The sequence below is a fragment of the Chroococcidiopsis sp. CCNUC1 genome (assembly GCF_023546805.1).
In the GTDB taxonomy this organism is placed as follows: Bacteria; Cyanobacteriota; Cyanobacteriia; order Cyanobacteriales; family Chroococcidiopsidaceae; genus Chroococcidiopsis; species Chroococcidiopsis thermalis.
In genome coordinates this window covers 2,196,883-2,208,846 of record NZ_CP097480.1, presented here as the reverse complement: position 1 = coordinate 2,208,846, position 11,964 = coordinate 2,196,883, and the positions used below count along the sequence as shown (strand labels likewise).

Annotated in this window: 11 protein-coding genes; 7 read left to right on the top strand and 4 right to left on the bottom strand. The window is 46.5% G+C overall.

The window, feature by feature from the left end; all coding sequences use genetic code 11:
• Window positions 1-11: 11 nt before the first annotated feature.
• Window positions 12-455 carry a hypothetical protein gene (locus tag M5J74_RS10360; RefSeq protein ID WP_250016537.1) on the bottom strand — a complete coding sequence of 148 codons (444 nt, stop codon included), beginning with the start codon at window positions 453-455 and terminating at the stop codon, window positions 12-14.
• On the opposite strand from M5J74_RS10360, the gene M5J74_RS10355 reads away from it, so the two are divergent.
• Entirely contained in the window at window positions 366-1,757 is a 1,392-nt protein-coding gene (locus M5J74_RS10355) for a malic enzyme-like NAD(P)-binding protein (protein WP_106218988.1), read from the top strand. The genes M5J74_RS10360 and M5J74_RS10355 overlap by 90 nt on opposite strands.
• A gap of 161 nt (window positions 1,758-1,918) precedes the next feature.
• On the opposite strand, the gene M5J74_RS10350 is transcribed toward M5J74_RS10355, so the two are convergent.
• Window positions 1,919-3,430: an IS66 family transposase gene (locus M5J74_RS10350; protein ID WP_250013550.1), complete on the bottom strand. Its 1,512-nt coding sequence runs from the start codon at window positions 3,428-3,430 to the stop codon at window positions 1,919-1,921.
• Window positions 3,431-3,584: 154 nt separating this feature from the next.
• Here M5J74_RS10350 and M5J74_RS10345 point away from each other — a divergent pair, with 154 nt between their 5' ends.
• Window positions 3,585-4,604 (top strand): hypothetical protein, encoded by a 1,020-nt coding sequence (locus M5J74_RS10345; RefSeq protein ID WP_250016534.1) that lies wholly within the window; start codon window positions 3,585-3,587, stop codon window positions 4,602-4,604.
• Between the two features lie 48 nt (window positions 4,605-4,652).
• Here the strand turns inward: M5J74_RS10345 and M5J74_RS10340 are convergent, their stop codons facing one another.
• Both M5J74_RS10340 and M5J74_RS10335 read right to left on the bottom strand, forming a co-directional pair.
• Complete coding sequence (locus tag M5J74_RS10340) at window positions 4,653-6,659, bottom strand: DUF1565 domain-containing protein (protein ID WP_015154030.1); 2,007 nt, start codon at window positions 6,657-6,659, stop codon at window positions 4,653-4,655.
• A gap of 116 nt (window positions 6,660-6,775) precedes the next feature.
• A complete protein-coding gene (locus M5J74_RS10335; protein WP_250017203.1) occupies window positions 6,776-6,916 on the bottom strand; it encodes a hypothetical protein in 141 nt (46 codons plus the stop codon).
• A 177-nt stretch (window positions 6,917-7,093) separates the two neighbouring features.
• Between M5J74_RS10335 and M5J74_RS10330 the strand changes: the two genes are divergently transcribed.
• The 5 genes from M5J74_RS10330 (at window position 7,094) to M5J74_RS10310 (ending at window position 11,875) form a co-directional block, all read left to right on the top strand.
• The gene (locus M5J74_RS10330) at window positions 7,094-8,125 is read left to right on the top strand and encodes a thiamine phosphate synthase (RefSeq protein ID WP_015154029.1); all 1,032 of its coding nucleotides are present in this window, start codon (window positions 7,094-7,096) and stop codon (window positions 8,123-8,125) included.
• A gap of 35 nt (window positions 8,126-8,160) precedes the next feature.
• Complete coding sequence (thiS, locus tag M5J74_RS10325; protein WP_015154028.1) at window positions 8,161-8,394, top strand: sulfur carrier protein ThiS; 234 nt, start codon at window positions 8,161-8,163, stop codon at window positions 8,392-8,394.
• A gap of 204 nt (window positions 8,395-8,598) precedes the next feature.
• Window positions 8,599-9,408 carry an ABC transporter permease gene (locus tag M5J74_RS10320; protein ID WP_250016532.1) on the top strand — a complete coding sequence of 270 codons (810 nt, stop codon included), beginning with the start codon at window positions 8,599-8,601 and terminating at the stop codon, window positions 9,406-9,408.
• Between the two features lie 104 nt (window positions 9,409-9,512).
• Window positions 9,513-10,301, top strand: coding sequence for an ABC transporter permease (locus M5J74_RS10315; RefSeq protein ID WP_250016531.1), 789 nt, complete (start codon window positions 9,513-9,515; stop codon window positions 10,299-10,301).
• Window positions 10,302-10,396: 95 nt separating this feature from the next.
• On the top strand, window positions 10,397-11,875 hold the full coding sequence (locus M5J74_RS10310) for a gamma-aminobutyraldehyde dehydrogenase (protein ID WP_250016528.1): 1,479 nt from the start codon (window positions 10,397-10,399) through the stop codon (window positions 11,873-11,875).
• Window positions 11,876-11,964 lie beyond the last annotated feature (89 nt).

The window sequence follows — 11,964 nt, the reverse complement described above, 5'->3', positions numbered from 1 at the left end:
CTAAATGCAAGTTATAAGTACAATAACTGGTTAGCTATGACTGAAGTTATATTTCTTGGTTCCCGATTGCAGTTATCAGCGTAGTTGGTAGTTGGTAATGGGTAATGGGTAATGGGTAATGGGTAATGGGTAATTGTATTTGTCCCCCTTGTCCCCCTTGTCCCCCTTGTCCCCCTTGTCCCCCTTGTCCCCCTTGTCCCCCTTCGCCCCCTAATCCCCACTCCCTTCGGTCGTGGGGTCCCCGAGTTCCCCCTTGTCCCCCTTGTCCCCCTTGTCCCCCTGTCTCCCTTGTCCCCCTTGTCCCCCTTGTCCCCCTTGTCCCCCTTGTCCTCCTTATCCCCCTTGTCCCCCTTGTCCCCCTCTCTATGATTGACTCGACTCCAAATCCTAGTTTTAGTTTGACGCTGCGCTTGCAGATTCCCAATCGCGTTGGGATGTTGGCTAGCGTGACTCAAGCGATCGCCTCTTGTGGTGGAACTCTCGGTCAAATCGATCTGGTGGAACGCACGCGATCGCAGGCAATTCGCGATCTGAGTGTAGATGCTTCTAGCACGGCACAGGCTGAGGCGATCGTGCAGGCAGTACGGGCATTACCAGAAATTGAAGTGATTAATGTCTACGATCGCACTTTTAATTTGCATCGGGGTGGCAAAATCTCCGTCAATAGCAGAATCCCGCTTAAAAGTCAAGATGATTTGGCAATGGCATACACGCCAGGAGTGGGGCGAGTTTGCTTGGCGATCGCCCGCGATCCAGAACAGGTGTACAGTCTGACAATTAAACAGAATACCGTGGCGATCGTCACTGATGGGAGTGCAGTTTTAGAATTGGGAAATCTGGGGGCGGCGGGGGCATTACCTGTCATGGAAGGCAAAGCCACGATCTTTAAAGAATTTGCTGGGATTAATGCTTTTCCAATTTGTTTAGCGACTCAGGATACACAAGCAATTATCGCTACTGTGAAAAAAATTGTCCCCGTATTTGGTGGCATAGACTTGGAAGATATTGCTGCCCCGCATTGCTTTGAGATCGAACGACGGCTGCGGCAAGAATTAGATATTCCCGTGTTTCACGGCAACCAGCAGGGGACAGCGATCGCGACGCTGGCGGCGCTGACTAATGCTTTGAAGTTAGTTAATAAGTCAATAACGGAAGTGAGGATCGTTATTAACGGTGCGGGGGCGGCGGGAGTTGCGATCGCGCGGCTGTTGAAAAAAGCTGGTGCTGCCCATATTTTAATGTGCGACTCTAAAGGTATTCTCTCCACGCAGCGTCAAGATTTACCTGCCCAAAAGCAAGAATTTGCCGTCAGTCAAATGGGAACTTTGGCAGGTGCTTTAGTCGGTACTGACATATTTATTGGTGTTAGCGCCCCAGGTATATTAACGCGAGATATGGTGCGATCGATGGCAAAAAATCCAATTGTGATGGCGATGGCAAATCCAATCCCTGAAATACAGCCAGAACTAGTAAATAATGATGTTGCAGTCATAGCAACGGGGCGCAGCGACTACTCAAATCAGATCGATAGTATTCTGGCATTTCCTGGGGTATTTCGCGGCGCTTTAGACTGTCGTGCCACGACAATAACTACCATGATGTGTTTAGAAGCAGCACAGGCGATCGCTTCTTTAGTAGCACCCACAGAACTCAACCGCGAACATATTATTCCCTCTATATTTGACGCTAGAGTTGTTCCTACTGTAGCTGCGGCTGTGCAACGCGCCGCCCGTCAGGAGGGAATTGCACGTTGTTAATATTTATATTTCGCTTTATGAGAGTGGGAATTATATATATGTCAACACAAGAGATTTTCTATGACTGGTGGCATTTATTTAATTCAGGATGACGAGCGATTAGTAGAAATGACGGAACAAGCCTATAACTCAGAAGCTTTACTACAAAAATTGGTAATTGTTCACGGGGTAGCAGCATCAACAGGTAGCAGGGATGGGGTAGATCGACCCTGCCGAGCAGCACGACACGCCTCGACCAGATAATCTAAAACCGGACGGTTTTGAGCGCGCAAAGTGGTCACAACTGTCAGTATTCTGGAAACAAACAAACTACCCGCCTCACTTTGAGAACCAAAGCTATTTTTGCGCCACAAAACTGCCGGACGCAGTGCCCGTTCTGCCGCATTATTGGTCGGTTCAACACCCTCCGCTGTGACAAACGTCCACAGTGCCGATTCGACTTTCAACAGTTGCTGGCAGGTGCGTACTGTCTTTGCCAACGGGGTTTTTTCATCTTTGGCAATTGCATAGCTTGCCCCTTCAACCAGTAAGGTATGCACGCGTTGCCGAATGGGAGTGACAACCGAGACAAATTCACGGCGACTGAGTGTGCCATCTCGGACTCGATACCAAAGTTCAAACAACAACCGCTGCTGTTCTAATAAGGCATTGCCCAACTCCCCAGAAACTCCAGTTCGTTCAGCAATGCGAGTAAAATCTCGTTTGAGATGTGCCCAGCACAGTTGCCGTCTTTGTAGTTCCAATTTGGTGTAAGCACTAAAGCGGTCACTGCCAATAATGCCTGTGAAGGTGTCTCCCAACAACTGTTGACACACTGCTCCACAGCGACTCAGACAAACCGCAAAATAGCTCACCAATGGTGTCACCATCACCCACAACCAGCCTTTACTACCCTTGGGATTCTTGCCGTCCGTGTTGCCTTGGTCAAAGCTGGTTTCATCTATGTTCACCTGCGCCCACGCCTGCACATACGCGTGTGCCTGCGAGACTGCTGCTGCCACTGATGCGCTACTTTCTTGCCGCAGTTGATTGATACTCCCCACGGATAGCTCAATCCCGAACAACTCCCGCAAGAGTTCCTGCACCATCCGATGCGATTGTCGATACTGCCCACTTAACACGCCCACATGGGCAACAACTCGCTCCCCATACCGACTCCCATTCAGGATCGCCTCATCCCACGCTCGCGTTGCCGTACCACAGCACTCACACGTTAAGGCATGAAATCGATGCTCATGCACAATTGGCATCACCGGAGGAATCTCCACGAGCTGTACCCGATAGGGCTCGGGGTCACTGCCTTGCAATGCCGCACCGCATTCAATGCACCGTTCTGGGTAATAGTCCTCAAGCAGTTGACATTGCTCTACTGGATACAGCTTAGGGTCGTGTCCCTCATGCCCAAATTGTGCCCCTCGCTTCCCTTTGGGCTTTTTCTCTTTTGCCTTGAATCCTTTGCTCACATCCTGCGATGGCGGCTTCGATGAGTTCTGGCTATTCTGCTTCACCTGCTCTCGCAACAGTGCGTTTTCTGCTTTCAGTTCTTCGTATTGTCGCTCTAGTTGCTCGATGCCTCCCAACAATCTCCGCACTAGCCGCTTGACACTTTCCGGCGTCTGCGCCCAGTCCGCTTCGCTGATTTCATCCAGTCGGTTGGGAACGTTTTGACTCATCTTGTCACCTTAGCAGCAACCTGCTGGTTTCTCAATTACAATTTGTCAACCCCTTGAACGGTTACAAAAATTGTTAGTGGATTATCCCAGCCTTCTAGCTGGGGATCGAATAGACAGCACCACACCGCGACGCTGGTTATTAATAAAACCAGAAATGGAAGTTCCTTCAGAAGAAGATGGATATGGACGCTGGTTTGTCGATCATTTATTTCTCGACCAAGACGGAATTCCTACAATTGTGGAAGTCAAGCGTAGCTGTGATACCCGAATTCGGCGAGAGGTTGTCGGTCAAATGTTAGATTATGCATCTCATGCTGTAGTTTATTGGTCAATTGAAAAAATTATTACTCAGTTTGAAGCAAATTGTCAGATTAGAGGTTTAGAACCTAACACATTGTTATCGCATTTCCTTGTACCCGATCGTCCAACATTATTCGATCTTATTGAAGATGATATTCAAATCTCTAATTTTTGGCAAAGCGTTAAAGATAATTTGCAGACAGGTAAAATTCGTTTAGTATTTGTAGCTGATAAAATTCCATCTGAACTTCAGCAAATTATAGAATTTTTAAATAGGCAGATGAACCCAGCAGAGGTTATAGGAGTTGAAATTAAGAAATTTGAAGGGCAAAATTTAAAAGTTCTCATTCCTAGAGTTATCGGTCAGACAACAGCAGCAAGGGATAAAAAACTGTATCGTGCTTTGCGAGAAGACATACAATGGAATGCATCTTTATTTTTTGAAAAGTTAGAAGCTAAACAAAATACTGACGAAGTCTGGGTTGCAAGAAAACTATATGATTGGATCGAGAATCATCAACATTTACAAATTCGCTGGAGCCAAGGCAAACTTGGAGGTTTTTATCTGACTCAACAGTCTAATGTAAAAGAAGTCAAGCTAATGGCAGTATGGGCTATAACATCAATCAATAATCCAACCGCAACAGTTCAGATTTGTTTTCCAGAATTAAACCAAATAATATCCAAACAAGATAACACCAAGTGTCTAGAATTAATCCAGCGTTTGAATGAGATCCCTGGTATCGCTATTCCCATCAATGCTGTTAATAATAAATATCCTAGCTTCCCAATTTCCCAACTAAAGGATGAGAAAGCTTTGCATTTATTTTTAGAAATTATTAATTGGATAACAAAGGAGATTGAAGCTATGTAATAGTTTTTGTTAGAGATAGGTACATGGTTAAAATCTGACCGTGAAGGACTAATTCATCTGTTCAACTTTAGCTTTTAACCCGTTGCTAGTGAGTAACTGCGCGACTTCATCAGCCTTAGAGCGATCGCTAAATGCGCCCGCTTGCATAATTGTTTTACCCTTAGCAATAACCCGAAACGAACCAGGAACGAGCGATCGCACTTTTTCTTGTGTAGGTGCGTTTTCTGCTTCTACCAAGACTCGATAGCGCAAACTTCCCACTTGAGAAGAGTTACGCGATGATACCGCAGCAATTCGGGCAGGGCGATCGCTACCAGAAGGTATGTCACCATCGGGAACGGGTAACAATTCGTTAGGATTGACGGCAGCTGGTTTTAAAGTTGGTAAGCCTTGAGTTATCGTATCGCCTTTTGCTGGTGGCTGCGATCGGCTGACAGGAATTTCCACTTCAGTTTGAGGGTTGGCAGCAAGCGGTTGCTTCTCATTTGTAGCAGGGGCTTTCGTTGCTTCGGGCTTGGGTTTAGTTGCAGGAGCTTTTGCTACTTCGGGCTTAGGTTTTGTCGTTGATGTCGCAACTTTTGGAGATTGGTTTTGTGATGCAGGTTTGCTAGGCTTAGATGCTGAAGGCTTCTTGGGCTTTTGAGCAGGTTTCTTTTGAACTGGCGCTGATTCCGACTCTGGAGGCGGTACGGGAATTTCTACGACTTCTAATGCTGGTTGAGAAACTGGAGGAGAATTCGGAATTCGACGCGGCTTTAATGACGAGGAAACCTCGTCATCCGCCTGCTTGACTTCGGAATTCGGCATCAAAGATTCTCGTGCGGGCGAGTTTGATGGAATTGTAGGTTTGCGCACAGGATCTTCTGGTAAACCCGCCCCTACGACTCCTGTACGGGCGGGTTTTGAACCAAGATTTATCGCTTCATCGGTGGCACTTTCGCTAAACCCGCCTCTACGATTCTCGACTCCCGCATTTGAGGCAACATTACTCGTTCCTACAAAATCGATATTACCAATTGAACGATCTGCGGTAACTTGATTGCCTACCGCAGAGATTGTAACTCGCTTGGCTGCGCTGCTATTGATGTCATAACGACCATTTTGGCGAAATTGATTGTTACCTGGTTCGGTTGGCGTGCCTAAATTGGGTTGACTGTTGGCGATCGCCACGACACCATCTTCTTTATTACCCTCGATAATGTTATTGCGAAGGACTGGTTTTGTGAAAGCTTGAGACACGACACCAGCCCGATTATTTAGAATTTGATTCTCTACAATTAACGGTGCAGCTCGTTGAGCAACATTAATGCCATAACCGGTTTGCTCAAAGACATTAGCGCGGATCTCTGGTTTGGAAATTCCGTAAACTGTAATTCCATTCGCGCCATTTTGAGTAAAGCGGTTGTTACGGATGATTGGCGCACTATCACCCGTGATGGAAATTCCATCGTGGCTGCTACCAGTAAAAGTATTATCCGCGATCGCCGGACTGCATGACTCAATCCATAATCCATAACCGCGTGGGTTGGGATTCGTGACTGTTATTCCTGTCAATCCGGCTTCATCCGCCCCTAAAATTGCTACATCTTGACGGGCAAAGGTAGGACTCATGTACATTCCCCCACCTTTGATAACAATATTGCTACCCTGGCTGCTAGAGTCGCCTTGAAGAGTAACTCCTGGTTTCAGTCTGAGCGGAAATGTCTCACCAGATTCTCTGCTATAAGTTCCTGCCGCTAGTTTAATGATGACATTGGATTCAGCTTGTTGAAGGGCTTGAGCAATCGTTTTAAAAGGACTGCTTTCACTGCCATTGCCATTCTCACCAGCTGTAGGATTGACAAATATAACTTTCTTCGCAGTTTGAGATTCGCTAGTTGGGGTTTGCGTCAGTTGCAGTGGTGGGATAGCAACACCTACATGACTGAAACACAGCCAGAAAAATATAGTTAGACTAATTCTAGTGGCACTTGAGAATAAACCGTGAATGCAAGTTTTTTGCGCCATCGTCTGGAAGGATAAATAGGGATGGCGATCGCTACGGAAACTTTTCATACTCACGGCACTCCTTCTCACACAGACACAGAATTTTACTGCCAAATTTTAAATGGCAATAAAGTTTAGCTTTTTTCTACTTTGACTTGTTCTGCCTCCTTATATAGCTAAAGAGTCTAAAAGTCAAGAGGTAATTGGTAATTGGTAGTTGGTAATTGGTAATTGGTAATTGGTAATTGCTCCCTTGTCCCCCTTGTCCCCCTTGTCCCCCTTGTCCCCCTTGTCCCCCTTGTCCCCCTTCGCCCCCTAATCCCCACTCCCTTCGGTCGTGGGGTCCCCGAGTTCCCCCTTGTCCCCCTTGTCCCCCTTGTCCCCCTTCTCCCCCGACTCCCAATTCCCGACTCCCGACTGTCGTAAACTGAGCAGGGACTGTTACGATTAGAACATCAAATGGTCTGTTCTCAGTCAAGTAGCTACGAAACGGGAGAGGACAAGTGCAGCCAGCTGTCTGCCGAATTTTGGATGCAAATTTAGACCGCGCCCGTGAAGGCTTGCGGATTGTAGAAGAATGGTGTCGATTTGGATTGAATAGCAGCCAATTCAGCGATGAATGCAAGCAGTTACGCCAAGAGCTAGCCAGCTGGCATACCCTAGATTTACGTTTGGCACGAGATACTCCTGGCGATCCTGGGACAGAACTGACTCATCCCCAAGAGGAGCAACGATCTGGCTTGGGAACTTTGCTGCAAGCCAATTTCTGCCGAGTAGAAGAAGCTTTGCGAGTAGTAGAAGAATATAGCAAGCTCTACAATCCGAAAATGGGAGCTGCCTTTAAACAGATGCGTTATCGAGTTTATATCCTAGAAAGTCACTTACTAGGTTATCAACGACACCAACGACTAGCGCAATCGTACTTATATTTAGTGACTTCTCCGACAGAGGGGCTGTTTCATGTAGTAGAAGCAGCACTGCAAGGAGGGCTGAGCCTCGTACAGTACCGCGATAAGGATACCGCAGATCTCGATCGCCTGGAGACTGCTCGACAATTACGTCAACTCTGTCACCAATACGGGGCAATTTTTTTAGTCAACGATCGCATCGATCTTGCTTTGGCAGTAGATGCCGATGGAGTGCATCTAGGACAACAGGATATGCCCATTGCGATCGCCCGTCAACTCCTTGGACCCCAGAAAATTATCGGACGCTCTACCACAAATCCAGAAGAAATGCAACGGGCAATTCAGGAAGGAGCCGATTATATTGGTGTAGGTCCGGTCTACGAAACGCCGACAAAAGCAGGTAAAGCACCAGTAGGATTAGAATATATTCGCCATGTGGCTAAAAATGTTTCCATTCCCTGGTTTGCGATCGGTGGCATAGACGTTAACAATGTGAATGAAGTGCTAAACGCAGGTGCGCAGAGAGTTGCAGTCGTAAGAGCGATCGTGCGAGCCGAGCAACCCACTCTAGTAACGCAGTATTTTTTAGCACAGCTCGCCCGCGTACAACCACGTACAACTCCATAAATAAAGACTCCATAAATAGGAGTTAATCGAGATTTATGACCGAACAAATTAGCTTACAAGTGAATGGAGAAACTCGTAATTGTGCTAATACTGCTCGACTTCCAGAGGCGCTAGAACAACTCGGTTTTAACCCGCGCTTGGTCGCAGTAGAATACAACGGCGAAATTTTGCACCGTCAATTTTGGGAGAATACGCAACTGCAAGCAGGCGATCGCCTAGAAGTCGTTACAATTGTTGGTGGCGGAGCAACAGTGACCAGTGACCAGTGACCAGTGACCAGCGATCGATCGTAATGTTAACCTCTGTCTCCTATCTTCTGTTTTCTGACTCCTCAGTTTTGACTTTTGACTTTTAACTTTTGACTTTCTCAAGTTTTGACTTTTGACTTTTAACTTTTGACTTTCTCAATGGACTCAACCATAACAGTCCAATCAAAACCTGCTATTAAACCAGCAAATTTTTGGGTCAATTTTTTGCCTCCTTGCTTATGGATGTTGGGGTTTTATTTCATTCCCCTAGCCATACTCCTCAGTTATGCTTTCATGCAGCACCAATATGTGGAGGTTATTCCTCGATTCACCTGGGAAAATTTTGCCCAAATCGTAACTAATTCTGGCTACCGCAATACAGTTATTCGTACTCTATACATTGCGATCGCTGTCACTATAATTGATACTTTATTAGCTTTTCCAGTTGCCTACTTTCTGACTAAGTATGCAGGAAAATATAAACAATTACTAACAATCTTAATTCTCTTGCCGCTGTGGTCTAGTTATCTCGTGCGCGTCTTTGCGTGGCGAATTATTTTAGGCTACAACGGCGTACTCAATAGCTTACTAATATCTCTAGGTATACTGTCCCAGCCTTCTTCTCTATTTCTCTACAACCAATTCTCAATGGTTGTCACTCTCTGCTACGTATGGCTACCATTTACGATCTTACCTTTGGTAACTGCCTTTGAAAGATTGCCGAATAACTTACTGGAAGCATCGGCAGATTTAGGAGGACATCCTTTATACACTTTTCGTAAAGTTACTTTTCCTCTAGTCTTACCAGGATTTTTGGCGGGTTCGCTATCAGTATTCAGTTTGACAATGGGAGATTATATTACCCCTTCCTTAGTGGGTGGGGCAGGAGATATTTTGATTGGTAATATTGTCGCCAATCAATTTGGTGTTGCTGATAACTGGCCTCTTGGTTCTGCTTTAGCAATGGTAGTATTGTTGCTAATATTTGGACTGATAGCCATTATCTCCCGCAAAGGTGCTTTAGAAAACTTATGAAATTATTAGGAGACAAAAGGGAATTCGGAATTCGGAATTGAACCCTCTCGACTCCCGACTCCCGTACGGGCGCAAAAAAACTTCGTACTCAATAGAGATTCTGTGTGAACCTGCCCCTACGACTCCCTAAATTGATTTTCGGCACAGTTACGCTGATAATCTATTTATTCATGTATTTGCCCATCCTGACGATCGCTATCTTTAGCTTCAGTCAGGGGAGAGTGCTATCTCTACCAATTCACGGTTGGACGCTAGATTGGTATGCCAAGGCTTTGCAGGACGAACAACTGCAAGTAGGATTATTTAATAGTTTAAAAGTGGCGATCGCATCTTGTACTATTGCTGCAACTTTAGGAACTTTGGCAGCTTTAGCCATCCAGCGATATCAATTCTTTGGCAAAAACTTCTTTCGCGCCGCAGTCATCTTACCGATTGTTCTGCCTGGAATTGTCACGGGGGTAGCCATGCTCAGCTTCTTTTCAACAATAGATCTACCCTTGGGATTAATGACTGTCATCATCGGTCATGCCACGTTTGGCTTTCCAGTTGTATTTAACACTGTCGCCGCCCGAATTGCTCGCCTACCCCGCAGTTTGGAAGAAGCCGCCGCCGATTTAGGTTCCCCCCCTTGGGAAGCGTTTTGGAAAGTGGTATTTCCTGGGTTACGTTCGGCTCTGATTTCAGCTACCTTACTTGCCTTTACCCTAAGTTTTGATGAGATCGTCGTGACAATCTTCCTCACGGGGCAGGATAATACACTACCAATGGAAATATGGGCGCGACTGCGTTTTGGTATGACCCCAGAAATTAACGCTACAGTAACACTAATTCTTTTATTTTCAGTCGGTTTGGTACTGTTGAGCCAGTGGTTAGGGGTGAGGAGTGAGGAGTGAGGAGTCGGAAGTGGCTAGCGGCTGGTGGCTAGTGACTAGACAAAGATTCGAGCCACTAGTCACTAGTCACCAATAACTGAATAACTGAGGGGATTATGGAACAACATAAGATGATTATCGGCGGGGAAGCAGTGGCAGCGGTGAGTGCTAACTGGGAAACGGTCATCGATCCTGCCACGGAAGAAGCGATCGCGGAAGTCCCGCAAGCAGACTATGCTGATGTGAATAAAGCTGTAGAGGCTGCAAAACAAGCTTTTCCTTCATGGTCTAGTCTCTCTCCAAGCGAACGGAGTGCATTGCTGTATAAACTTGCCAATGCTTTAGAAGCAAAAGCAGAAATAATAGCACAAACTGAAAGCCTCAATGTCGGTAAACCAATAAAACTAGCAGCCAACGGCGATATTCCCTTTGCGATCGATAATATTCGCTACTTTGCCGCACAAGCCAGAGTCGTAGAGGGAATTGCATCTGGAGAGTTCGTTCCTGGCTACACTTCTGCTATCCGTCGCGAACCAATTGGCGTAGTTGCCTCTATTGCCCCCTGGAATTATCCAATCATGATGGCAGCATGGAAAATTGCCCCAGCAGTTGCAGCGGGTAATACCGTTGTGATTAAACCCGCACCCCAAACTCCTCTAACAACTATAATGCTGGCTCAAACAGCTTTAGAAGTCGGCTTTCCACCAGGCGTTATTAATGTCGTGACAGGTAAAGGTCCAGGGGTAGGGGAACCTCTGGTCAATCATGCCGACGTGCGAATGGTATCGTTTACTGGTTCTACCCGCACGGGTAAGCGGATTATGGAACTAGCAGCCCAAAAAGTGACGCGAGTGCATTTAGAATTAGGCGGAAAAGCTCCCTTTGTCGTGTTTGCTGATGCAGATATCGAAGCAGCAGCTAGAGGTGCAGTCGTTGGCGCTTACATCAATACAGGACAAGATTGTACGGCAGCCACGCGAATTTTAGTAGAACGCTCCCGCTATCAAGATTTCTTATCGGCTTTTACCGAACTGTCGCAACAGATCCGCTTGGGAACGCCACAAGCAGAAACAACAGATATGGGTCCATTAATCTCATCTGACCAACGCCAACGGGTGCATGGATTTGTAGAAAGAGCCAAGGCAGATGGAATTACCGCGCACTTACCAGGCGGAATACCCGAAGGCAAGGGTTTTTTCTACCAACCAACAATATTTTGTCAGGCTGCCACTCAAAGTGAAATTATGCAAGAAGAGGTATTCGGTCCCGTCCTGGTAGTCAACTCGTTTGATTCTGAGGCAGAGGCGATCGCAGTTGCAAATGACGTGAAATACGGTTTGGCTGCCTCTGTGTGGACGAAAGACTCTGCTAAAGCATGGCGCGTTGCGAGTGCGCTACAATTTGGCACGGTATGGATTAACGACCATTTGCCCCTGGCTTCCGAAATGCCCCACGGTGGCTTTAAAGAGTCCGGCTTCGGCAAAGATCTCTCACGATATGCTTTTGATGAATATACAATTGCCAAACACGTTATGTTCGACCTCAGCGGCGCAGTCAAAAAACCCTGGCACTTTACAGTATTTGGCGATGCTTAATCAGTTATCAGTTATCAGTGACTAGTGGCTGGTGGCTAGTGGAATCAGAATTTTGCTTGTCCTCCACCACTTCCGACTCCCGACTCCCG

Bases quoted from the DNA above. Each gene is read 5' to 3' on its own strand.
- M5J74_RS10355 (WP_106218988.1), top strand. From the start codon at position 366: ATGATTGACTCGACTCCAAATCCTAGTTTTAGTTTGACGCTGCGCTTG.
- M5J74_RS10350 (WP_250013550.1), bottom strand. From the start codon at position 3,430: ATGAGTCAAAACGTTCCCAACCGACTGGATGAAATCAGCGAAGCGGAC.
- M5J74_RS10345 (WP_250016534.1), top strand. From the start codon at position 3,585: ATGGAAGTTCCTTCAGAAGAAGATGGATATGGACGCTGGTTTGTCGAT.
- M5J74_RS10340 (WP_015154030.1), bottom strand. From the start codon at position 6,659: ATGAAAAGTTTCCGTAGCGATCGCCATCCCTATTTATCCTTCCAGACG.
- thiS (WP_015154028.1), top strand. From the start codon at position 8,161: ATGACCGAACAAATTAGCTTACAAGTGAATGGAGAAACTCGTAATTGT.
- M5J74_RS10310 (WP_250016528.1), top strand. From the start codon at position 10,397: ATGGAACAACATAAGATGATTATCGGCGGGGAAGCAGTGGCAGCGGTG.